The following is a 25,411-nucleotide window of genomic DNA, read 5'->3' on the forward strand; positions in this document are numbered from 1 at the left end:
GAAAAAGCCAGAGTTTAAATGCTCTGGCTTTTTCTATTTGTATAAATGTTAAAAATTAATTTTAGAGTTTTAACTTAGGAGTTTATTTTGAATGAGAATGCATGATCACCAGTTTTTTCTGGTAATTGAATGTGTAAACCATCTTCTTTTACTTCAAATTTTAAATTTTGAGGTCCTCCAATAAAATCAATTGATTTTATTTCTTTCGTTAAAAGGTTATTCCCTTTCTTTAATGAATTAATTACTAACTCATTGCTTTCTGGCCAATCTAAAGCAATAGCATAAAGTGTGTCACCTTTAGTTGTAAAACGAATGTCTTTTGCAGTATTATCATCATTGTTTCGTTCGCTTAAATGACCTTCAACAACCTTGGCATCACCTTCACCATAAATTTCAAAAGTTCGTGTGCCATATATAGCTTCTCCGTTTACTTTTAACCATTGTCCCATTTCTAATAAACGCTCTTTTACAGGCTCTGGAATGGTACCATCTGCTCTTGGAGTAATGTTTAAAAGTACAGCTCCGTTTTTACTTACTACATCTACTAAAAAATCAATAAGTCTGTTGGTAGATTTGTAATCAGGATCACTAATATGACACCATGCTTTCCAATCGATAGAATCATCAGTTAACCAAGGAAAATCTTTCTTTTCACTCATTCTAGCGCGCTCTAAGTCATAAACAGCACTTCCTTCAGCAAAATCATAAAATTTATAGGTTGAAACAACTTCTTGTCCCTTCTTCTCGGCTTCGTTATAATAATATTGTAAAAACCCTTTTCTATGTTCCTCGCTAACAATGTCCATTTTATTATCAAACCATACTAAATCTGGGTCGTACTTATCAATGATTTCCTTTAAACGGTTTAACCAATCATCGTTGAAAGTTTGATCTGCTACTGGATAATATTTTTCAACACCATTGTCAATATCATGCTTGCTACGGGGCATTTTATTGTCTCCTTTTTTCAATTTAGGTCCATAAAGACCTGCATATTTTGGATCAGAAGCATCTGTGGTTTCATCCCAAGTTGGGTACCATCCGAATAACCATTGACGATGGAAAGTTGCAATGAATTTCATGTCGCGTTTACGTATTTCCTCGGCCAACTCACCCATGATATCACGTTTTGGTCCCATGTCTTTAGCGTCCCATTCGGTCAACTGGCTATCCCACATAGCAAAACCATCGGCATGTTCAGAAACAGGTCCTGCAAATTTTGCTCCCGCTTTTTCAAATAAATCAGCCCATTCTGCAGCATCAAATTTTTCAGCCTTAAACATGGGTATAAAGTCTTTGTAACCAAATTTATCTAATGGACCATAGGTCTTTACATGATAATCATAAATTTTATGAGCTTTTCCTTTTCTTGCTTCTGGATTATCAGCGTTAACATACATCCAGTGCGCATACCATTCTGTTTCGTAAGCTGGTACTGAGTAAGGCCCCCAATGACAGTAAATACCAAATTTGGCATCTAAAAACCAATCTGGTGTTTGGTGTTGTTTCAACGATTCCCAATCGGCAGCGTACGTTATAGCCTCTTTTTCCGTTTTATTATCAGTTTCCTGTTTTTTTTCTTTAGATCCGCAAGACACTAAAACGACGGAAAAAAGTATTAATAAATAATTTTTCATAATAGTTATTGTTAATTTATCTAGTTGTTTTTTATTAAGTTAATATGTCTAAACTCTTATGTTTACTTTATAAACCAAAACATGTTCATTAGGTAAAACCTTTGGAGCTTTTATTTTTAAACCTTGGCCCGTTTTATTCCATTCAACAATTTCATCACTTCCTAGTAATTCAACAGATTTTATAGTTTCATTTTTCCCAACTCCTTCATTCCCAAATGTTTTTAAAACAAAAAGTTCATTTGGTTTGGGAAGGGCTAACTGAGTTATATAAATAGCATCTTTTGATTTGTTTTGAGTGAATCGAAAGTCTGATGATTTATAAGTAACACCATCACCTTGTACGCCTCCAAAATGATTTTTTTTGAGTTTTGTACTTCCTTCACCATATGTTAAGTATGGACGGGTTGCATATACAGCCTCACCGTTTACATCGAGCCATTTCCCTATTTCTAAAAGACCAATTCTCATTTCCTCTGGAATTAACCCATCTCCAGTAGGTGTAATGTTTAATAATAAACAACCATTCTTACTGGAAATATCTACCAATTCTTGTATAATTATCGTAGGTGTTTTTAGTCGTAAATCGTTTCTCCAACTCCATCCTGCCCATGCATAGGAATCATCTGTTAGCCAAGGAAATTCGGTCTTTTCATCAAATCTACCTTTTTCCAGATCTAAGACACCAACACCTTTAGCTAAGTCATTATTCTTATAGGTTAGTACCACAGGTTTATTCCACTCTACACCTTTGTTATAGTAATGGGCAACCATTTCTTGACGGTCTTTTTCCGGAAGTACAAATAGCCTGCTGTCAAACCAAAGTAAATCTGGTTGATAGTTGTCTACAACTTCGTATATCTTTGTTTTCCAGCTATTAATAAACTTTTTAGAAGGTGCATATTTTGGATTTACTTTTCCTGTAAATTGTCCACTTGCATCATGACCACCTTTAAAACTATGGAAAGTTTCTGGTAATGTGCGTTCTCCATAAAAGTCTTCAAAACCAACAGCCGTGGTATCAATTAGCCCACTCCATGTGTTATACCAGCCCCATTCCCAGGAATGGTGAAATGTAGCTACAAACTTTAAATCCTCAGCTTTAATGGCTTTTTCCAACTCACCTACAATATCTCTTTTTGGACCATAGTTGACCGTATTGTATTTGTTGATTTTACTATCCCAATTGGAAAAATTGTCACAATGTTCGGCTACAGGACCAACATATTTAGCGCCAGAGGCTTTAAAAAGTTTAGCCCATTCTGTAGCATTAAAATGTTCAGCAGTAAATTTGTCTATAAATTCATGATAATGAACATCTTTACCATAGGTTTCTAAATGATAAGGTCTAATGTCTTTACCCCAACCTTCATCTTTTACTTCATACATTTGTCTTGAATACCATTCGCCTTTCCCAATATGTGAGTATACACCCCAGTGGAAGTAAATTCCAAATTTAGCATCGAGAAACCATTCCGGAGTTTTATGTTGTTTTAAAGACTCCCAATTTGCTTTATAGGTAATTGGTGCTTCCTCTATAGGGTTATTGTCTTTTTTCTCTGATTTACAAGAGATAATCAAAAGACAAAACAAGACTATTATATATGGTTTCATGTGTATTTAGTCCTCTATAAATTCTTTCTTTTTAGCTAATAGTATATGGTCACATACCAAAACTAATTCATCTTTTTGGTTGAAAATTTCAACATGCTCATTAACATGTCCTAAATGTGCATGTTTTGATTCTTTCTTTTCACTAATGGTTACAACCACTCTAATAGTATCGCCTATATGAACCGGTTTGATGAAACGCAACCTGTCATAACCTTTAGAAAAAGCTTCGGGGTTTATTTCTGTTGCGGTCATACCTATACCTACAGCAAAGGTTAGTGTACCGTGAGCTATACGTTGTTTAAATGGTTGCGTTGCGCACCATTCTGCATCCATATGATGCGGGAAATAATCCCCAGTATGTCCTGCATGAACTACAAAATCGGTTTCGGTGATTGTTCGTCCTAAGGTTTCTCTTTTATGACCTAATTCGTAATCTTCGTAAAATTGTGATTTTATATGCATAATCTGTCCTTTTAAATATCATAAACTGGTGTAACCCCACCGTCATTATTTGAATCGTAAGCAGCCTCAACAATTGCCATAGAATGTACCACATCTTCAACACTAGTATGAAGCACATCTGATGAACCTTCAACATAACGCATTAATGAAGCCATAGTACCTACAAAGGCATCTGGGAACCAAGATCCTTCCAAATCAACTTCAATCCATTCAGGTGCCTTTCCTTCTTCAACTAAGCAATATTGAAATAGGTCTGGTTTACCGTTGGGGTAATCTAATAAAAGTCCTATTCTAGCTTTAATAGCACCTTTAGTACCTTCCCATTTAACAAAGCTTTCTTGATTTTTCTCCCCAAAATTATGATCATGGTTTGTGTTTATAATGGCTCTCATAGAATCACTATAATCCATAATTGTTGTTGTTCTAGTAGAGGACATTGTTTTGGCAGGATTCTTTAATGTTTTGGAATAAACCTTTTTTGGGTTTCCTAAAAATGAACGTATTAAATCTATGTAATGAATACTGTGTTGTTGAATTTCTAAACGAGGATGATTTACCACGTTGGGGAAGTATTCCCATGGCGTATAAGTAGATAGCCTAACCTCGAAATCATATAACTCTCCAATGTGTCCATTTTCTATTAAATATTTAGCGGCCATCACATATGGTGCAAAACGCATTTGACAATTAATAGCCGCTTTTAATTTTTTTCTTCGGCAAACATCAAGAATTTCTAATGTTTGTTCATAATTGTCACCCATAGGTTTTTGAATTAAAACAGCAGCTTCATCTGGTAGCAATTCTAGAGTAGAAACGAACTGATTGGGCATTAAGGTTAAATCAAAAACCGCATTTTCAGGTGCATCCGCAATCATGTCTTCCACGGAGTCATATACATTAGGAATATTGAATGATTCTGCTACATCTAGAGCTCGTTTCTTGGTTCTGTTTGTAATTCCAACTACATTAAATCCTACTTTTTTATAAGCGGGTAAATGGGCATCACGTACAATGCCTCCAGCCCCAATTATGTAAATGGGTCTGTTTTCTTTTGGTAACTCTGGTTTATAAACTAATTCCATTATTAAATATTTTCTATTTGATCAATTTCCTTTTGAGCTCTATTAAGAATACTTTTAATGTCTTCGGATGTGTTGATGACATTTAAAACCAATTGGTCAATAACATTAGCTATGTCTGACCAATTACTCATTCTTGGAAGCGATCTTGTATTTTTATGTAACTCTTCTAATTTATAATAATAAGGCACTTCATCATTCACTTGGGTATCATGCCATGTAGATTTTCTGCAACCTATAGCGCCTTCTAAAGTTAATAACTTGTCATTTTCTGCGCTTACCGCGAATTTGATAAAATCATAAGCCAAATCTTTATGCTTACTACCACTACCAATAACATACATCCAATAAGCATTTAAAGAAGAGCCTTCTCCATTTGGACCAGCTGGTACATTGGCGATATCTACTTTCCCTTTTACTTTAGAATCTTCTAAAAACTCACACATAGAGGCAAACCCAAACCAATTAACCATCATAGCTAAATTGCCATTAGCGAAGGCCATACCAGACTTTACAGAGTCAAAGTTGCGAGAATCGGGATGAATGGCTTTACTTTTTAAAGCTTTTCTATAAAACTCCATGCCTTCAATAGAAACCTCAGAGTTTAGTTTAATCTTTTTATTTTCATCGAATAATTCACCGCCACGAGTCCAAAGTTGCAAGCAAAAATCGAAAACAGTATTATGTCCGTCAGGGTATGCGGCGAACGTAGTTCCGTACAAATTTTGATTAGGTCTGTTGAAAAATTCAGCAACTTGCATTAAATCATCCCAAGTTTTTGGGATTTCTAATGGTTTGCCATATTGAGCGTAGTACTCAACACCTTCATCAATGGATTCGAATAAATCTTTTCTATAGATTAAACATTCAGGCCCATCATGAAAGGGAAGCGCAACAGTTTTTCCATCAAATTCTTGCTTATAAAGTAATGAACGCGACCATCCGTTAGGGAAATCTTCAGGTGAATTATTTTCGATATAAGATGTTAAATCTTCAATGGATTTAGATGCGTATGCTTCCGTTATCCAATCCGTATTTATTAGAGACACATCCCAATCACCATTCTTTAGACCTTCGTCTTTTAAAATGGTGTCATATAATGGGTGCAAATCTAAAGGGATGGCTTCTAATTCTAAATCACAACCGGATTGTTCGCAAAACTTATCCCATATTTTATCAATAGCCGATTCAAAGGCATCAAATTTTCGTACTGCTATTCTAAACTTGTTCCTAGCCATATTAACTGATTAATTCATTCAATATAGTTTCAGTATTTTCACCAAGTTTAGGAGAACCAATAGGTGATGTTAAATGCTTACCGTCTATTTTTATTGGGCAACGGGTTGTTTTATATTCAAACCCATCACTCATGGTAACAGTTTGAATCATATCTAATACTTTAAAACCTTCTTCTGAAAACAAAGTTTCCCAGTCCATCACTTTCGCACACCAAATATCTGCTGGTTCTAGAATAGATAGCCATTTCTCAGTAGTATCTGTGCTTAAATGATTTGCTAATTCTTTCTTTATAGTATCTCTTTTTGTAAACCATGATGGTACTTCGGTATAAGCTTTTAAAGGCTCGCAGCCCAATAACTCTCCTAATACGGGAATAGAGCCCATCGCTAATACCATATAACCATTTTTGGTTTTATAAATCCCATAAGGTGCTCCTAAGTAGGCATGAGCACTATTGTTTTTTGGACGAACCGTTGGTTCACCACCATCATGGTAGTATGTAGTAATAGATTCAAATTGGAAGTCTAAGATAGATTCTAGCATACTTATGGAAATTTTACTTCCTTCGCCAGTTCTAGAGCGTTTAACTAAGGCTGCTAAAATACCTTGAACTAAATGTGCTCCTGAGAGAATATCTACTAGAGCTAATCCAATTGGTGTAGGTCCATTTCCTTCAATACCGTTTAACCAAGTAATTCCTGAAAGTGATTGCGCTAATAAATCTTGCCCAGGTTTAGATTTCCAAGGACCTTCATTTCCATAACCAGAAATGTCACCATAAATAATGTTTGGGTTTACTTTCTTTATAGTTTCATAGTCAAAGCCTAATCGTTCAATAACACCTGGCCTGAAATTGTGTACTAAAACATCTGCCCTAGCAATAAGTTTTAAAACTCGTTCTTTATCTATAGCGTTCTTTAAATCTGCTTGGAAACTTTCTTTGTTTCTGTTGATGGCTCTAAAAATGGAAGATTCACCATTTAAAATGACATTAGAAACGTATAATTGTCTGCAAATGTCGCCAGTTTCTGGTCGTTCAACTTTAATTACTCTTGCTCCCAAATCAGCTAATCTCAAGGTTGCTGATGGTGCAGATAAAAACTGACTTAAATCTATAACTAATAGGTCTTGTAATGGTTTCATTGTTTATAGATTAAATTCTTTAATGATATCTTTTGTATGTTGCCCAACTCTAGGTGCAGGTTTATTTGCAAAAATCCTTTTGTTATTTACTCTTATGGGACATCTTAATGTATGAACTTCTTCTCCAGAAAGTAATGGCAATTTTTGATCCATTTGTAAAACGTGGTAGGCATCATGATTTAACAGCGTTTTATAATCAAATACGTCTGAACACCAAACACCTTGAGGTTCAAGAAGGTTTAGCCAATGTTCAGTAGTTTTAATAATTAATTTAACTCTTAATAAATCCATTATCTCATCACGTTTTGTGAACCAAGAATCTGAATCTGTATATGTTTGAATTTCTGGGCTCTCTATAATCTCACCTAATTTTGTAAGAGATCCCATAGCAATGGAAATATAACCATCTTGTGTTTTGTAAACTCCGTAAGGAGCTCCTAAATATGGGTTTGCAGCACCTTGTTTAGCACGTTCAACCGGTTGATTGCCATCATTTAAATAAGTAGTAATGACTTCGAATTGTAAATCTAAAGTAGATTCTAAAAGACTCACTTCAACTAGAGCCCCTTTGTTTGTTTTAGAACGCTTAATAAGGCTTGCTAAAATACCGTGAGCTAAATGTGTTCCTGTAATAATATCAGAAACAGCAGCACCAACGGGCACAGGGTCGTCATTTTGATTTCCCGTTAAGTTTACAAACCCTGACATAGCTTGAATTAATAAATCTTGTCCTGGTTTTTTTGACCAAGGTCCTTCTGTACCATACCCTGTAACTGTTGCATAAACTAATTTTGGGTTGATACCTTGAACCGTGTTATAGTCCAAGCCTATTTTATCCATAACTCCGGGACGAAAATTATGAGTCATTACATCGGCCTGAGCGATTAATTTTTTAATACGCTCTAAGTCTTCTGGGTCTTTTAAGTTAGCAGCATAAGAATCTTTGTTTCTATTAACCGTATGAAACACCAAACTGCTTCCATCTAGAAATAAGTTTTTTAATGCAATTTGACGACCAGCCTCACCAGTATTTGGTCTTTCAATTTTAATAACTCTAGCTCCTAAATCTGCTAATTTTAATCCAGCCGAAGGTCCAGCCATAAACTGTGCAAATTCGAGAACTAAAATCCCTTCTAATGGTTTCATAACATTAAATATCTAAAGATTTTATGTATAATTCGTTTAACTGAGCAAGTAATGCATTTTCATCTCCACCATGCATCATATATTCTCTTATAGGCGTACCAGCTCTATCTTGAAAATACATATGTCCGTTATATCTTGGACGTAAAAACGATCTGTCTAAACCTGGTAATGTGTTTTTGAAGAAGTTTTTAGTAACTTGATTTGTGTGATTATCTAACCATGCTTTTCTGTGTCCTGGTTGCCCACCGTTATCAAAGAAAATTGTCTTTTGACATGCTTCAGATCCCACATATTCAACATATTTCATTACTGTTTCTAATTCTTTTGTTTCGGCTGAAACAGCTAAACCTGTTCCTCCTAAAGTAGAAATAGCTCCAATGCCATTAATTTCTACCATATCATGAAAATGCAATAATTTACGGGCATATCCATCTCTACTGTAATTGGTGTAACCATAGGCCCACGGGCAATATGCGTATTTGTCTGTTCGAGTCATAGCTTCGTATACTTGAATTGGATTCCAATCAAAAATTTGTGGATCCATTTCAACGGCTAATTCACGTAGCATTTGTAACGCTTTTATACCAATTTCTTCACTTACAACATGATTTGGAGATGTGCAAACTTCTTCGCCTAAGTTACAGCACATCATATAGAAATTCATTAAGGTGTCTTGTGGTATCCCTGGCATAATGACCAAGCCTTGTTTTGCCAGCTCTAATAAGTCATCATAGGTTTCAGGTAAATTCAATTTTTTTTCTTCAAAAATATCTGGACGATTAGAAGCTACTGGTGTAGCTGCATCAACGGCTAATGCCCATTGGTGTCCGTTTGAAGAATAACTCTCATGAGAACGTCCTACACTGTTTTCCTCTAAATCTTGCATAAATGCTTTTGGAAGGTGTTCATCTAAAGGTAAGATTACATTATTCTTACCTGCAAAACCTGCCCAAGGATGATCTATTATTAATAAATCATATCGTTTTGCTAATTCATTAATGGGTTCATCGGCAAATGCCTGAAGCGACCTCTTTTCCCAAGTAATATCTACATTTGGATTTAATTCTGAAAAACGTTGAGCTGTGGCTACCATAGATGTAAACCCTCTGCTATGGTTCCAAGTAATTCCTTTTAATTGTACTCTTTTTGTACTCATTTTATGTTTTATAAATTCAATTTAATGACTTGCAGTTATGTCTGTACCAAGTTTACTTCCGTATGCCATAATTATGAAGGAAACCACTAATACTACTAATGCGAATATCAATGTGTAATTGGTTCTTTTTGTTACTTGCTTCCATTCCTTCATTACAATACCAACTATATAACTAAAGAAGATAAGCATAGACATATGTAAAACCCAACTTGCAAATTTGTAAGCGCCCATTTGCACGTGTCCGATTCCATAGAAAAAGAATTGCCCGTACCACAATGCGCCACTTAAAATGGACATTCCAAGGTTTAGGTAATAATTCTTTTTACCAACCCCTTTTATATCAACAATCTCTTTTAATGTGTTATTCTTAAGTCCAACAATGGTAAACCATATGAAGTTGGTAATGAAGGCACCACCAGTAGATAATATTAAGTTAGCATTTCCTTCAAAGTTGCCAGCGCCGTATTCTCCAGCTATTTCGGCAACAGGAGCACCAACTTCTAAAGAAATTCCAAAAACAGCAGATAGAACCCCAGCTATTAAGGTTAGCGTTAAGCCTTTTTTCATATTAAAAGTTAATGGTTCGCCTCCATTAGCATTGTTGTTTTTTAAATCTTTTTCTTTCCTGTATCCAGCAACACCACATATAATAATCCCAACAAGAGCTAAACCCATTCCGGAAAATATAGTATATCCGCCAGGGCCATTAAATTTTTGAAGTAATTCACCATGCATTATTAGTGGTACAATGGTTCCTAAAATTGCCGAAATACCTATTGATATGGTGTATGTAAGCGAGTAGCCAATATGTCGAATGGCAAAACCAAAACACATACCACCAAAACCGTAAATGGCTCCTAAAATGGTTGCATTAAATAAAACTTCGGTTGAGGCATCTCTAAAAACACTCATCAAATCGGGAACGGTTAAGAATCCTATAATGAAAGGAAAGATAAACCATGCAAAGGAAGCCTGAACTATCCAATAGGAGTCCCAAGACCATTTTTTTACTTTTTGAAATGGTACATAACATGTGGAAGCTGCCACACCTCCAACAGCGTGAATTAAGGTTCCTAAAATCGGATTCGCCATAATGATAAGTTTAGTTAGTTAGTTTTATATGCAAAAATATGTTTTATATATAAAATACACAAGAAAATTGGAATAGTTTTATTAATATTGTGTAACTCAAAAACAAAATGGCAGAAACCAATTCCGTAAAGTATAATGCTCCAGCTCTTGATAAGGGTTTAGATATTTTGGAGTATTTATCAAAAGAAGGTATTCCTTTAACACAAGCAGAAATAGCACAAGGAATCCATAGAACTCCTAGTGAAATATATAGAATGTTGGTTTGCTTAGAAGCCAGAGGATATGTTGTTAGGGGTGCGAATGCAGGTAAGTACAGATTGTCATTAAAAATGTATAGTTTATCTCATACGCATACACCATTTGATGAATTGAAACGTGTAGCCAGTTATCCTATGCAATTGCTTTCTGAGAAAACAAGGCAATCGTGTCATTTAAGTATTATGAATAATGATCAATTATTGATAATTTCTCAGATGAGAAGTCCTGATGCGGTGTCACTTTCAATTGAAGAAGGTACACACTTTCCTTTATCAATGACAACTTCCGGAATAATAATGCTTTCTACTTTGTCTGCAAAAAAGAGAAAGGAAATTCTTTCAAGGGATAAATATTATAAAACTTGGAATAAAGATCAGAAAGAACAGCTAAATTCTGAAATTGATAGAGTAACAAAACTAGGGTATCGAGCGGAGGCCAGTAAATTAACTAGCGGGGTCACCGATATAGCTGTTTCAATTGGTGGTAATGCTGAATTAAGGGCGGTATTGGCAGTTTCAGTATTTACATCTTCACTAAAAGAAGAATTGAAAGTGGAATCTATTTTGAAAAGCATGGAAGAAACAAAAGCCGAAATCAATAAGTTCATAGGCGGTTAATTATTTCTTATTTATCTGATTTTTAGGCAGGTAATTCTTTACGTTATATTTAATGTTTCACTTGTATAGTTATTGTCAAGTTATGTTATTTGATATTTTTACATATAAATTATATTTTTACATATAAAAATAGTGATTAACAAAATAACATTTTATATAATATTCTTAATAAATGAAAAATATAAGTCAGGAGGAGAAAGATTATCTACAAGGTGATGGTAATACTTCAAATGAGAAAATTACCCTAGACCTTACGGGTAATAATTGGCAAATGGAAGGAATCCGTCCAGGAGAGGGTGAGAAAATTGGTTTCCATGAGCTAAATTTTGATATTACCGGAGACTCTTTTAACTGGGGATTCGCAAAGGTTCCAGGTGATGTGTATACAGATCTTTGGAGACAAGGTAGGATAGAGGACCCTCATTTTGGAAGAAACAGTTTGAAAGCTAAATGGGTTCCAGAAAATGAATGGTGGTACAAGCGTCAATTTGATGTTCCAGTTGAAATGGAAGGAAAGCACATTCAATTAGTATTTGATGGTGTTGATTTTGGTTGTGATGTTTGGTTGAATGGTGAGTTTTTAGGAACACATGAAGGGATGTTTTCTAAGTTTAAATTTAACGTATCCAATACCATTCGTTTTGAGCGTTTGCGTTTCGGAACTAATGTATTGATGGTAAGATTGCATCCAGCACCAAGACGTTACAGTCAGGTAGCGGGAAGAAAACCTGCATGGCATGGTGACTATTGGGTAGCGCTTCCTCCAATAGGTATTTGGAAGCCAGTGTATTTAGAAGGTATGGGAAAGGTAACGGTTGAAGATACCTATGTTAAACCAACCATTATATCAGAAGATTCGGCTAAATTAGATATTGAAGTTGAACTTAAAAACCATGAGGATGTAACAAAAACGGTTAATGTTAATGTTGAGGTAGAAGGACAAAATTTTGAATCTAAAGTATATTCAGTTTCTCAAGAACTTACAATTTCGAAAGAAATAAACAATTTAGAATTAGTTCTTGATGTTGACAATGCTAAATTATGGTGGCCATGGGATTTGGGAGACCAGCATATGTATAAGGCAAAAGTTACAGTTACTGAGAGGGGTGCATTATTGGATGTAACCACTACCTCTTTCGGAATCAGGGAGATAAAAATGGAGCATAACCCTGGATTCACTAGAGATCAAGTTGAAAACCCTTGGACGGTAATGATCAACGGAAAACGCCACTTTATGCGCTCGGGCACTTGGGGAGGACCTCCAGATATTTTTATGGGGCGTGCTCACAAAAGTAAATACAAGGAGTTAATTCGCTTAGCTAAAGAAGCAAATTTCAATAACCTCAGAATCTTCGGGTGGCACCCAGAAGAGATTCCATATTTTTATCAGCTATGTAATGAGGCTGGAATTACGGTATGGCAAGATGTGCTACCTCTAGCAAGTTTGTCGTTACCTAAGGATGAGGAGTTTAAACAAGCGGTTTTTGAGGAAGCTATTGCATCTGTAAAAGAGCAACGAAACCATCCTTGTATAGTTTTATTAGAAGGCTCAGAGGAACTATTCATGACAGCGTCAGATCCACAGCATAATTTGAATTTTGTAAATGAGCTGGGAGAAGCAATCAAACCTTATACGCCTTTATATTACATTCCATCGTCACCATTAAGTGATGAGGTTGGATTAAACCTAGGATTCAAACCAAACGAAAGTTTCCACGCCAACGATTTGTTTTATGGTGAAGGAGAATTTGTTATGGAAGATTATTTTCCAAGTTTGGATTATGCAGTCATCCCTGAATTAGCTATTTCTTCTTGTCCAAATGTTGAGAGTATTAAGAAATTTATTCCAGCAGATGAGATTTGGCCTCCAGGACCAAGTTGGGGACACCATTGGACAGATTTCGATGCCTTAAGAACTTTAAATTTTGAAGTACTGGGAGATCAATCCAAAGACGGATTTGAAAAATTTGTTGAAGCAACTCAAATAGCTCAAGGAGTGATTTTTCAATATGCCTTAGAGCATTTTAGAACCAGAAAGCCTAAAACAAGCGCTATTTGTATTTGTCATTACATCACTTTTGCACCAGATATGAAGTGGGGTATTGTAGATTATTACCAAGAAAAAAAATTGTCATTTAACCATGTTAGAAAGGCATATCAACCAGTTTTGCTAACCATGAAACATTATGACAGACGTTGGTTGCCAGGGGAAGAATTTAAAGGCGAACTTTGGGTGGTAAATGATTTTTATGAATCATTCAATAACTGCAAAGCTACTATCAAATTCTTAGATAAAAATAAGTCTGTAGTCAAAGAAGAAAGTTTTAAATTTGATGAAATAGAAGGCGATAGTTCTTCCAAATTTACAGATGTGTCTTGTGAAGTACCAGGTGAAATGGGAGACAAGTTTTATGTAGAAATGACTTTGGTAGATGCTAAAGGAAATATTTTATCAGAAAACGACTATTTCCTTTTGGTGGCAGATAAGCAAAAGGATAGAAAAGAATTAAGAGCTATAGGTTTAGAAGCGTTTGACATCAAACAAAAATATGGTTGGGCAAATTATTTTAGATATTACCCATGCTTGGGAGCTGAAGAGGGTTCTAAAGAAGCCGATGAAGAAATGCCAATTGCCAGAGGTTTTAAATAGAGTGTTATGTTTGAATTTAAAAAAGAGGATAGGTTAGGAATCATATCAATGAATAAAGCTCCGGCTAATAGTTATGATATTCATTTTTTTAATGAATTCGAAAAAATTTTAAATACTATTGAAGTAGATTCTGATATTGCAGTTGTATTATTAAAAAGTGCCATTCCTAAGTTTTTTTCGGCAGGAGCCGATATCAAAGTGTTTCAGAGTAACACCGCTGAACAAAATAAGGAAATGGTGGTTATGGCTAATAAAATAGCTAATCAAATCAGTAAGAGTTCTAAAATATTTGTTGCCTTTTTAAATGGGCATACATTAGGTGGCGGTTTGGAGTTAGCATTGGCCTGTGATATTCGATTGTCATCAAACAAAAAGTTCCTTTTGGGATTACCCGAAGTAAAGCTTGGGTTGATGCCTGGAAATGGAGGTATTCCGCGTTTGGTTAATGCCGTTGGAATTTCAAAAGCGTTTGAGTTAGTAGTTTCTGGAAATAATATGGATTCTCAGGAAGCATATAGAAATGGATTGGTAAATCAGCTGTTTGATGAGGAAAAATCAGAAGAGCAGGCTTTTGAATATGCTGTGAACCTTTCTAAAGGTCCAAAAAAAGCCATGGCAGCTATAAAACAAACGTTTTCCGATGGTATTGGTAAAAGTTTGGGTGATTTTTTAAAACTTGAAAAAGAAAAAGTTAATACGCTTTACGATACCTATGATGCCAAAGAAGGCTTTCTTGCCTTTGTAGAAAAACGAACACCTGAATTTGAATAAAACAACTAAATATTATGAGTCAAACTAATATAAAACATTATCCGTGTTACATAAATGGTGAATGGTTAGATAGTTCAGTAAGAGAAATTATTGAAGTTGAAAATCCAGTAGATAATGAAGTTTTTGCTACCGTAACATCCTGTACAAAAGAAGATGTGCAGCATGCTTTGGAAACCTCAGAAAAAGCTCAAAAACCATGGGAATTAACACCTGCTAATACTAGAGCGCAGCATATTTATGAAATTGCTAATAAGTTAAAAGCAGAACGAGAACATTTCGCGAAGCTTTTGGTTATGGAGCAAGGGAAGACCTACCCTGAGGCTTTGGGGGAGGTTGATGACACTGTTACCTATATGACTTATTCTGCAGAGGCTGCCCGTAGAATTCAAGGAGCTATTTTCCCTGCGGAGGCAGCAAACAAAAGACTTTCTATTTATAAAGTGCCTTATGGTGTAACGGTTGGGTTGTGTGCTTTCAATTATCCATTAGCTTTAATTGGTAGAAAAGTTGGGCCAGCTTTAGCTACCGGAAATACTATGATAATCAAACCACATGAATTAACACCAATTACAGCATCAGAGTTTTGTAGGTTGGTTGATGAGTCTAGTCTTCCTAAAGGAGTCATCAACATGGTGTCTACCAAAACGGCCGATGCAGCTTCATTATTAGTTGAAAGCCCAATTACCAAGTTAATATCCTTAACCGGAAGTACACGTGCTGGTAGGGCAATGTATAGAGCTGCGGCTGAGAATATTACTGGATTGATTTTAGAATTAGGAGGTAAAGCACCATTTATTGTTTGTGAAGATGCTGATATTGATAAAGCTGTAGAAGCTGCAGTTATTTCTCGATATGCTAACTGTGGTCAAGTGTGTATCTGTAATGAAATGGTTTTTGTTGATGAAAAAATCGCTGAAGAGTTTACAGAAAAAGTGGTGAAAAGAACACAACAAATTAAGGTAGGAGACCCGTTTGATGCTTCAGTTAGCATGGGACCAAATGTTAGTACTTTTGGTTTAGATAGAGTGGATGATTTGGTAAAACAAAACATTGAACAAGGTGCAGAATTACTTTTGGGTGGAGGAAGACCCGAAGGCGCTTATTTTGAAAAAGGAAACTGGTATACACCAACCATCTTAGGAAATGTAAAAGGTGATGGTGCTACAGTTAGTCAAGAGTTATTTGCACCTGTAATGCCTATCGTTAGTGTTGGTGGTTTTGAAGAAGCTGTGGCTTTAGCAAATGATAGAGAAGAAGGTTTATCTGCTTACTTATACTCCAATGATTATAGAGTGCATCAAAGGGCTATAGATACCATGGAGGTTGGTACTATTTTTATCAATCAACAAATTATTGGAAATATTCAAGGCTACCATTCAGGCCATAAAACATCTGGAATAGCTGGTGAAGATGGTATTTATGGTATTGATCATTATCTTCAGAAACGTACAATTTATTTAAATTACGAATAGTAAAACCATTAGTACAAAGGTTTAAACCATTCGTGTTATATGAGGTGTTTTATAGTATCTAATTTTGTTTTAAATTATTTATTATGAGACACTTTTTTACTTTTTTATTGTTCGCATTTTTTCAGATTTCCATAGCTCAAAACTTAACCATACCACCAAAGAATTATGTGGATTCGGTTAAAATTGAAAATGCCGTAAAACGACAAAACAACAAGTTTCCGCTTTCGGACCAAAGTAATTCTAAGGGATGGAAATTTCTTAAGAAATTCTCTGATGAATTTAATGCGAAAAAAATAAATACCGAAATATGGTATCCTAACAATCCAGGGTGGAAAGGAAGGCAGCCTACCTTTTTCCATGGTTCCAATGTAAGTTTAGAGGATGGAGAATTGGTGTTTAGAGTAAATCAACATGGTAATGAGAAACTACCAGAAGGTTATACGCATTCTACGGGTTTTATAAAAAGTAAGAATAAATTTTTATACGGTTATTTTGAAGCTGAAGGTAAGCTAATGGATGCACCTTGGGTATCTGGTTTTTGGATGACCAATGTAGGTAGAGATTGGTGGACAGAAATTGATATTTGTGAAAATGCCCCCGGTTTATATTACAACCGACATGATTTAAATTCTAATATCCATGTTTTTAGGGCACCTAAAGATAAAGGGGATATAAAAAAGCACTTCTCCAGAACCAAAAAATATTATTTTCCTTTAGAACTACAAGCTGATTATCATGTTTGGGGATTAGAATGGACTCCAGAATATATTCGTTTTTTTATTGACGGTATTTTGTTTAGGGAAGCTAAAAACACACACTGGCATCAACCGTTAGAAGTAAATTTTAACTGTGAGTCTAACAAATGGTTTGGTGCATTACCTGATGATAACCGATTAGACGGTGAATATCACGTAAAATATTTTAGAGTATGGGAACCAAAAAAGTAAGTTATTAACTTACTTTTTCAGCATCTTATAAATCTCCGCACCAGCTGCTAAAAATGCACCGGTACCATAAACTTCAGTTTTATCCGCCCATGCTTTTCCTGGGGCAGCTCCTATAGGTTGTACATACCCAAGCATGCCATCTTTTGTAATATGACCACATAAACTTTTCCAAGCTTTCTCAATATGTGGCAGATAAGTTGCTTTATCCAATAATCCGTTGTTGATTCCCCAAGCTAAACCAAATGTAAAGAATGACGTTCCGCTTGTTTCTGGTGTTGGATATATATCCTGACTTAATAAGCTCATAGCCCAATGTCCTTCTGGAGTTTGAATTTCAATAAGTTTTTTTGCCATTTTTAGATAGATATCTTTGAAGTACTCATATTCTTTTGAGCCTTCTGCATATTCATCCATCAATAATGTTAGACCACCAAAAACCCAACCATTTCCTCTAGACCAAAATATTTTATTGCCATGTGCCAATTTACCTATGTAACTATTGTCTCTGTAAAACAGATTTTCATCAAAATCATATAAATGTTGTTTTGTGGCCTCAAATTCACCCATCATCCAATCTGAATATTTTGTGTCACCAGTAATGTTTGAAAGTTTAGCACAAACAGGAGGGGCCATAAATAGGGCATCACACCAAGTCCAACGTTCTAAGTGTTTATAATCATCTAGAGTAATGGGTTCTTTGCTGGGATTCTCAATGATGAAGTCAAAACTTTTTTGAGTTTCTTTAATCATTTTTGGGTCACCATACTTTCTGTACAATTCAATAAACATTTGGCCAATGACATGATCGTCAGCATGATAAGGTCGTCTATGAAGTTTCCAATTTTGTTCGTTTCCAATGCTTCTCAACCATTTCCAGTATTTATTCTTTTTAGCAGTTTCAGCATGTTTAACCATACCTACATATAAAGCACCATTTGTCCAATCTGCAATATGATGCGGCTTCTTTTTGGTGTAAGCCTCTCTAAAATGTTCAATTTGCCAATCGGCAACACGTATCATTTCTTTTTTAACCGCAGAAGGTTTTATTGTTTGAGCTTCCGCTAAGATTGAATTGAAAAAAATGATGAATAAGATTGAAAATAACTTTAAAATTCTCATGGTTATTATTGAGTTTAGAAATACGGTTATAAATTTTTATTCTAACAAATTACAATCGATTGTATTTTATAAAAATAATACAATTATGATTTGCAATTCAAAGAAACCTATTTTTCTAAACATACAATACCTTGATTGTTCGTATTTGTATATTAAATGTTCTGAAATATTTGTTTAAATGAATATAAGCACCTGGTATATAGTATTTTAAAAATTATTTGGAAGGCATGTTTTTTAATAACACAAATATTTCTAGAATCTACTTTGGTTAGCCTATACCGTATTTTGAATGATTAATTGCATTAATAAAAACATATGTGATAGTAGAAATCGTAAAAGAATTCGATTTTTATACTTCTAAAATTAACCAAAATCATGATTAAAAAATCACTAACTATATTTTTATTATTACTTCTAGTTTTTTCATGTGATAAAAAGGAAAAAGGTGAAACTGAAGTAACAAAACCAAATGTTATTTTTATAATGTCAGATGATCATACATCTCAGGCATTTGGTATATATGGAAGCAGACTCGCTAGTTTAAATCCTACGCCAACTTTAGATAAAATAGCTAATGAAGGAATGATTTTTGACAATTGCTTTGTTACAAATTCTATTTGTACTCCAAGTAGGGCTACAGTTATAACGGGACAGTATAGTCAAGCTAATGGCGTATTAGATTTAGAAGGTCATATTGAACCTGAAAGGCAATACTTGCCACAAGAAATGAAAAAGTTGGGTTATGAAACAGCTATAATAGGAAAGTGGCATTTAGAAAGGGAACCAGCCTCATTTGATCACTACACTGTTTTACCTGGACAAGGAAAATATCATGATCCATCGTTTATTGTTCAAGGAGACCAACCTTGGCCAAAAAATAAAATTCAAACAAAAGGACATTCTAGCGATATGATAACAGACATTTCGTTAGACTGGTTGAAAAACAAGCGAGATAAGAACAAGCCATTTTTTTTAATGCATCATTTTAAGGCACCACATGATGATTTTGAATTTGCACCTCGATATAAAGACTATTTAGAGGAAACCCATATACCAGAACCGGCAAGTTTATATGATAATGGAAACAATGGTTCTATTGCAACAAGAGGGGAGAATGATGAGTTAATTCATGATATAGGATCCTCAGTTTCAAAAAGAAACACTATTAGAGGAATGCATATGCGTTTATGGAGTGGGCAATACACAAAAATTTCGAACCCCGATTTTGATCCTTCCAAACGTATTAAGGAAGGTATGAGTGATAGAGAATTTACGCATGAAACCTACCAAGAATACTTGAAAAGGTATTTACGTTGTGTAAAAGGTGTGGATGATAATATGGCACGTTTAGTGCAATTTTTGAAAGACGAAGGACTTTATGATAACACCATTATTGTCTACACAGGAGACCAAGGGTTCATGCTTGGTGAACATGATTATATAGATAAACGTTGGATGTATGAAGAGTCTTTAAGAATGCCATTTTTTGTTAGATATCCAAAATCAATCAAAGCAGGTTCTAGAACTAATGCTATTATTAATAATAGTGATTTTGCTCCTACTTTAATTGAAATGGCTGGTGGAAAAACACCAGATTACATGCAAGGAAACAGTTTTAAACCAATTTTAGAAACAGGTGAAGAACCTAATAATTGGCAGCAATCTTCATATTATAGATATTGGATGCACATGGCGCATGCACATGCTAATCCTGCACATTTTGGTATTAGAACTAAAAAGTATAAGTTAATATTTTTCTATGGTAAATACTGGGTTGATACTGATAAACCTGGAGCTGAATGGAACAAAAAGAGTTGGGGTAACAGATTTACATTTCATACACCACCAGCTTGGGAATTATACGATTTAGAAAATGATCCTGAAGAAATGAATAACCTTTATGAAGATCCTGCTTATAAAGACATAATCGCTGATTTAAAAACTCAACTAGCCGACAAACGTAAAGAGTTAAATGAAGATGATGGCGATAAATTCCCTCACATTCAAAAAGTTATTGACGAACATTGGGATAATTAATAAACTACATATTTAAAATAGTGCCATGAAAAAGGCTAATAGCCCCTTCACTTTAATATTTATATCCTTTTTTCTAATTTCTTTTTTTGGATGTAAAGAATCTGAAAATCAAGAAAAAGACACGGTAGAAATTCCAGAACCAAAGTTTCCTTGGGAAAACAAATCATTTTCTATAGATGAAAGGGTGGATGCTCTAGTTAAAGAAATGACTTTAGAGGAAAAGTGCTCTCAAATGTTAGACGTATGCCCTCCAATTGAAAGGTTGGGTATTCCAGAATATAACTGGTGGAATGAAGCCTTACATGGTGTAGCAAGAAATGGTAGGGCAACTGTTTTTCCTCAGGCTATAGGATTAGGTGCAACTTTTGATGAAGAATTAATTCAACGCGTTGGTACAGTAATTTCTGATGAGGCTAGAGCTAAATATAACGAAGCTATAAAAATTGGTAACCGCAGTAGATATGCTGGTTTAACATTTTGGTCACCAAATGTCAATATCTTTAGAGATGCTCGTTGGGGACGTGGACAAGAAACCTATGGTGAAGACCCATACTTAACCAGTAGAATTGGAGTGTCTTTTGTAAAGGGGCTTCAAGGAGATGACCCTAATTATATTAAGGCGGCAGCTTGTGCCAAACATTATGCAGTACATAGTGGACCTGAAGAATTAAGGCATGAGTTTGATGCAGTTGTTTCTCAAAAGGATTTATATGAGACTTATTTACCAGCTTTTAAAGCATTAGTGCAAGAGGCTAATGTTGAAGGTGTTATGGGAGCTTATAATAGAACCCAAGGAGAACCTTGTTGTGGTAGTCCATATCTATTACAAGATATTTTAAGAGATGACTGGGGATTTGATGGATATATTGTATCAGACTGTGGTGCAATTTCAGATTTTCATCGTTTTCATAAAGTAACAAATACACCAGAAGAATCTGCTGCATTAGCACTAAAAGCAGGAACCAATATTAACTGTGGAAATGTTTTTCAAGTGTTAAAAAGTGCACTGAATCAAGGTTTAATTACTGAAGAATTAATAAATAAGCGTTTAAAAGAAAATCTTCTAACTCGTTTTAAACTGGGACTTTTTGATCCTGTTGGAACTGGACCTTATGATAGTTTAGATGCCGCTGTGGTTGATTCAGAAGCTAATAGAGAAGTTGCCAGAGAAGCTGCTCAAAAATCAATTGTATTATTGAAGAATGATAACGTACTTCCATTAGATAAAAATATTAAGACCTTGTATGTTGTTGGGCCTAATGCTTCAAATGAAGAGGTTCTATTGGGGAATTACTACGGATTAACAAGTAATACACAAACGATTTTAGATGGTATAGTTGGTAAGGTAAGCCCTGGAACAAGTATTAATTACAAGTCTGGTGTTTTGCCTTTTAGAAAAAATGTAAATCCAATTGATTGGTCTACTGGAGAAGCTGGAAAATCTGATGCTTGTATTGCCGTTATGGGTATTTCAGCATTATTAGAAGGCGAAGAAGGAGAAGCGATTGCTTCTAGCGAAAAAGGAGATAGAACACAGATTAAATTACCTCAAAATCAGATTGATTACATCAAAAAAATCAAGCGTCAAACCGATAAACCTTTGATATTAGTTTTAACCGGCGGTAGTCCAATTGCCATTCCAGAATTACATGATATTGTTGATGCCATTCTATTTGTTTGGTATCCTGGTGAAGAGGGAGGAAATGCGGTTGCTGATGTTATTTTTGGAGATGTGCCACCATCAGGTAAATTACCAATTACTTTTCCTAAATCGGTAGATCAATTACCACCTTATGAGGATTACAATATGAAAGGGAGAACCTATAAGTATATGACTGAAGAACCATTATATCCATTCGGTTTCGGACTATCTTATACATCATTTGAATACAAAAACCTAAGTATTAATAATGATTATAATGTAACTGTTGAAGTTATGAATACAGGAGACTTAAATTCTGATGAGGTTGTACAATTATACATTAGTTCACCATTATCGGGTTCTGAAGATCCAATTTTCGATTTAAAATCATTTAAAAGAATTTCTTTAGATTCAGGTAAAAGTGAAAAGCTTACATTCAAGTTAAATAAGGCTACCTTTAATCAGTTTGATGAAAACGGAAAAGAAGTGCTTAGAAGTGGAGAATATACTGTTTATGTTGGTGGCTCTTTGCCTTCTCAAAGAAGTTTGGAATTGGGCGCTTCAAAAACCGCAAGTATTAAAGTAGATTTAAGTCAGTCATAAATGCATTTGTAATGTAATCTAAAACATATGTAGAGTTTATTGGTAAATACTAACTCTAACTTTGTGAAAAACACAAATCATGAGAGCAATTATTGTTTTAGTATTCTTTTTTAGTATATCAACTTTTGCACAACCTAACATTATTTTAATTGAATCTGACGACCAAAGTAATTTAGCAGTCGGAGCATATGGTTTTGATAATGTTAAAACTCCTAATATTGATTCCTTAGCAGAATCTGGCGTGTATTTCACGAATGCCTATAATATGGGGTGCTGGTCTCCAGCAGTTTGTATACCAAGTAGAACCATGTTGTTTAATGGTGTGCATTTATGGGAAGCCTCAAAAATTAATAAAAGTAGGATACCAGGACCATCACTAACTGAAAGATTAAAAGATAATGGTTATGAAACCTATTTTACTGGGAAATGGCATGCTTGGGGTAAATCGGTTAAAGAAACTTTTAACCACTATGGTTCTATTCTACCAGGCCAATTAAAAACCTACAATTCACCTGTTGGGCACTATACAGATATTGTTGGGAACGAAGCAGTGTCTTTTATAAATGATGCATCAAAAAAAGATAATCCATTCTTTTTATATGTAGCGTTTAATGCTCCTCACGTACCTCGTCAAACAGAACAACGGTATTATGATATGTATCCAAAAGATAAAATCAAATTACCGCCAAGTGTAAAGAAAGGACCGTTGCATCCACATATTAAATATAACTATACATCTGCTCCGTTAAACCCTAAGACTATGCAGGGGCGTTATCAGCAGAATAATGCTATGGTAACACATATGGATGATAGAATTGGAGAAATTTTAGAAGCTCTAAAAAAGCAAGGGCTTTATGAAAACTCCATTATCATTTTTATGTCTGATCATGGAATTAGTTTTGGTGAAAATGGGGTGGCAGGAAAGGTTTGTCTATATGATGTTAGTGCTAAAGCACCATTGATTATTATGGGACCTGGAATTCCTAAAGACAAAAAACTTGAGCAGCGTTTGTACTTACAAGATATTTATCCAACAATTTTAGATTTTGTTGGAGCGGATATTCCTGAATACATTGATTTTAAATCGTTAAAATCAACAATTAAAAAAGCTTCAAAAGAAGATGTTTACAATTCTATTTATTTGGCCATGTTTGATGATCAAAGAAGTATTATTCAAGGAGATTATAAACTGATTATGTATCCAAAAGCAAAAGCCGTAGAATTATATAATCTAAAAAATGATAAGTGGGAAACCGATAACTTAATAGCTGATTCCAATTCTAAAACCATTGTAAAAAAACTTTTAAATGAGTTTGTGCAGTGGCAAAAAGAAACTGGAGATGAACTGGATATTAAGCTAGCATTTCCAGAATATTTTAACTAAAACAAATAATGAAAAAACTTTTATTGCTTCTAACAATTTGTGTCATTGTTAATATTACAACAGCACAAAATCCTTTAGTAACGCACATTTACACTGCAGACCCAACAGCGCGCGTTTTTGATGGGAAATTGTATGTGTATCCTTCACATGATATTGTGCCACCTGAAGGTACCAAAGCACCACGTTTCTGTATGCCAGATTACCATTTATTTTCTTTAGAAGGAGGTAATACTTGGAAAGATTACGGGGTTGTTTTGGACCAAAATGAAGTGCCTTGGGGTGAGAAAAATTCTTATGGTATGTGGGCGCCAGATTGTATTAAAAGGGGAGATACCTATTACTATTATTATCCTGCAAAACCATTGGATGGATCATCTTTCAGACGTATTGGTGTTGGTACATCTAAAAGTCCAACAGGGCCTTTTAAATGGGAGAAATCATATATCAAAGGTGTTAGCGGTATTGATCCTGGGTTATTGTTAGATGATAATGGAAAAGCGTACTTATATTTTGGTGGCGGAAAGGAATTATTTGTTGCTCCGTTAAAAGACAATATGAAAGAAATAGCTGCAGAACCTATAAAAGTTGAAGGATTACCGGCCGGTTATAAAGAAGGCTCGTTTTGCTTTAAAAAAGATGGAAAATACTATTTTACCTTTGCTCACGTGTTCGCTGATGAAGGATATTCTATTGGGTATGCAACAAGTGATAATCCTTTAGGACCTTTTCAATATCAAGGTAAGATAATGGATAATATTAATAATGGAACTAATCATCATTCGGTGGTGAATTACAATGGTAGATGGATTTTATTCTATCACTTTTGGCAAATAAGCGGATATAACAAATTGCGTTCTATGTGCGCCGATTATATGGAATTTAAAAAAGATGGTACCATTAAAAAGGTAAAACCAACAATGCGTGGTATTAATTCGCCTACATTTGGTGAAGAAATTCAGGTAGATAGACACAATGGCATTAAAGGGGCTAATACTAGTTTTGTGAGCGGTGATGAGCCCTTGGGTTGGATGGTGTGTGATACCAAAATGATGAGTACTGTTCAATTCAATAGTGTTGATTTTGCCGATGGTTCTGCTACTAAAATGCAGGCAAGAGTGGCTTGTGGGCAACGTATTGGTCATTTTGAAGTTAGAATTGGAAATTCTAAAGGAAAGCTGATAGCAAAGTTTCCTATAAAAAGTACTGGAGGGTGGAGTAGTTGGGAAACTATTGAAACACCTTTGCTTGAAAAAGTAACTGGGAAACAAAATATTGTTGTGGTATTCCATTCAGATTGGGGATCAACAAAAGCAGTGAATTTAAATTGGTTAAAAATTGTTAAGTAA

General features: G+C 34.8%; 19 protein-coding genes. 9 read left to right on the plus strand and 10 right to left on the minus strand.

Annotation, left to right across the window (positions count from 1 at the left end; genetic code table 11):
• Positions 1-74 precede the first annotated feature (74 nt).
• From FUA22_RS05045 to FUA22_RS05085, 9 genes are read right to left on the minus strand one after another with little or no spacing between them, the layout of a single operon-like run.
• Positions 75-1,637, minus strand: a complete 1,563-nt coding sequence (locus tag FUA22_RS05045) for an alpha-L-fucosidase (protein WP_147766787.1) — start codon at positions 1,635-1,637, stop codon at positions 75-77.
• 48 nt (positions 1,638-1,685) lie between these two features.
• Positions 1,686-3,248: an alpha-L-fucosidase gene (locus FUA22_RS05050; RefSeq protein WP_147766789.1), complete on the minus strand. Its 1,563-nt coding sequence runs from the start codon at positions 3,246-3,248 to the stop codon at positions 1,686-1,688.
• 6 nt (positions 3,249-3,254) lie between these two features.
• Positions 3,255-3,710 carry a MaoC family dehydratase gene (locus tag FUA22_RS05055; protein ID WP_147766791.1) on the minus strand — a complete coding sequence of 152 codons (456 nt, stop codon included), beginning with the start codon at positions 3,708-3,710 and terminating at the stop codon, positions 3,255-3,257.
• Between the two features lie 11 nt (positions 3,711-3,721).
• The gene (locus FUA22_RS05060) at positions 3,722-4,792 is read right to left on the minus strand and encodes a Gfo/Idh/MocA family protein (RefSeq protein WP_147766793.1); all 1,071 of its coding nucleotides are present in this window, start codon (positions 4,790-4,792) and stop codon (positions 3,722-3,724) included.
• Positions 4,793-4,794: 2 nt separating this feature from the next.
• The gene (locus FUA22_RS05065) at positions 4,795-6,027 is read right to left on the minus strand and encodes an ABC transporter substrate-binding protein (RefSeq protein WP_147766795.1); all 1,233 of its coding nucleotides are present in this window, start codon (positions 6,025-6,027) and stop codon (positions 4,795-4,797) included.
• Between the two features lies 1 nt (position 6,028).
• Positions 6,029-7,171, minus strand: a complete 1,143-nt coding sequence (locus FUA22_RS05070) for a CaiB/BaiF CoA transferase family protein (RefSeq protein ID WP_147766797.1) — start codon at positions 7,169-7,171, stop codon at positions 6,029-6,031.
• 3 nt (positions 7,172-7,174) lie between these two features.
• Positions 7,175-8,317: a CaiB/BaiF CoA transferase family protein gene (locus tag FUA22_RS05075; RefSeq protein ID WP_147766799.1), complete on the minus strand. Its 1,143-nt coding sequence runs from the start codon at positions 8,315-8,317 to the stop codon at positions 7,175-7,177.
• A gap of 4 nt (positions 8,318-8,321) precedes the next feature.
• Entirely contained in the window at positions 8,322-9,473 is a 1,152-nt protein-coding gene (locus FUA22_RS05080) for an ABC transporter substrate-binding protein (protein ID WP_147766801.1), read from the minus strand.
• A 21-nt stretch (positions 9,474-9,494) separates the two neighbouring features.
• Entirely contained in the window at positions 9,495-10,565 is a 1,071-nt protein-coding gene (locus tag FUA22_RS05085) for an L-rhamnose/proton symporter RhaT (protein WP_147766803.1), read from the minus strand.
• A gap of 107 nt (positions 10,566-10,672) precedes the next feature.
• Between FUA22_RS05085 and FUA22_RS05090 the strand changes: the two genes are divergently transcribed.
• From FUA22_RS05090 to FUA22_RS05110, 5 genes are all read left to right on the plus strand, one after another.
• Positions 10,673-11,440, plus strand: coding sequence for an IclR family transcriptional regulator (locus FUA22_RS05090; RefSeq protein WP_147766805.1), 768 nt, complete (start codon positions 10,673-10,675; stop codon positions 11,438-11,440).
• Positions 11,441-11,612: 172 nt separating this feature from the next.
• Entirely contained in the window at positions 11,613-14,090 is a 2,478-nt protein-coding gene (locus FUA22_RS05095) for a glycoside hydrolase family 2 protein (protein WP_147766807.1), read from the plus strand.
• 6 nt (positions 14,091-14,096) lie between these two features.
• A complete protein-coding gene (locus FUA22_RS05100) occupies positions 14,097-14,861 on the plus strand; it encodes an enoyl-CoA hydratase/isomerase family protein (protein ID WP_147766809.1) in 765 nt (254 codons plus the stop codon).
• A 14-nt stretch (positions 14,862-14,875) separates the two neighbouring features.
• Positions 14,876-16,333, plus strand: coding sequence for an aldehyde dehydrogenase family protein (locus FUA22_RS05105; RefSeq protein WP_147766811.1), 1,458 nt, complete (start codon positions 14,876-14,878; stop codon positions 16,331-16,333).
• Between the two features lie 83 nt (positions 16,334-16,416).
• Positions 16,417-17,280 (plus strand): family 16 glycosylhydrolase, encoded by an 864-nt coding sequence (locus tag FUA22_RS05110; RefSeq protein WP_147766813.1) that lies wholly within the window; start codon positions 16,417-16,419, stop codon positions 17,278-17,280.
• A 9-nt stretch (positions 17,281-17,289) separates the two neighbouring features.
• Here FUA22_RS05110 and FUA22_RS05115 read toward each other — a convergent pair whose 3' ends face one another.
• A complete protein-coding gene (locus FUA22_RS05115) occupies positions 17,290-18,399 on the minus strand; it encodes a glycoside hydrolase family 88/105 protein (RefSeq protein ID WP_147766815.1) in 1,110 nt (369 codons plus the stop codon).
• Between the two features lie 375 nt (positions 18,400-18,774).
• On the opposite strand from FUA22_RS05115, the gene FUA22_RS05120 reads away from it, so the two are divergent.
• The 4 genes from FUA22_RS05120 to FUA22_RS05135 all read left to right on the plus strand — a co-directional run bounded on the left by FUA22_RS05120 (position 18,775) and on the right by FUA22_RS05135 (position 25,411).
• Positions 18,775-20,436, plus strand: a complete 1,662-nt coding sequence (locus tag FUA22_RS05120; protein WP_147766817.1) for a sulfatase family protein — start codon at positions 18,775-18,777, stop codon at positions 20,434-20,436.
• 25 nt (positions 20,437-20,461) lie between these two features.
• Positions 20,462-22,681 carry a glycoside hydrolase family 3 C-terminal domain-containing protein gene (locus tag FUA22_RS05125; protein ID WP_147766819.1) on the plus strand — a complete coding sequence of 740 codons (2,220 nt, stop codon included), beginning with the start codon at positions 20,462-20,464 and terminating at the stop codon, positions 22,679-22,681.
• Positions 22,682-22,760: 79 nt separating this feature from the next.
• The gene (locus tag FUA22_RS05130) at positions 22,761-24,065 is read left to right on the plus strand and encodes a sulfatase-like hydrolase/transferase (RefSeq protein WP_147766821.1); all 1,305 of its coding nucleotides are present in this window, start codon (positions 22,761-22,763) and stop codon (positions 24,063-24,065) included.
• Between the two features lie 8 nt (positions 24,066-24,073).
• Positions 24,074-25,411, plus strand: coding sequence for a family 43 glycosylhydrolase (locus FUA22_RS05135; protein WP_147766823.1), 1,338 nt, complete (start codon positions 24,074-24,076; stop codon positions 25,409-25,411).

This window comes from Seonamhaeicola maritimus, assembly GCF_008056315.1.
In the GTDB taxonomy this organism is placed as follows: domain Bacteria; phylum Bacteroidota; class Bacteroidia; order Flavobacteriales; family Flavobacteriaceae; genus Seonamhaeicola; species Seonamhaeicola maritimus.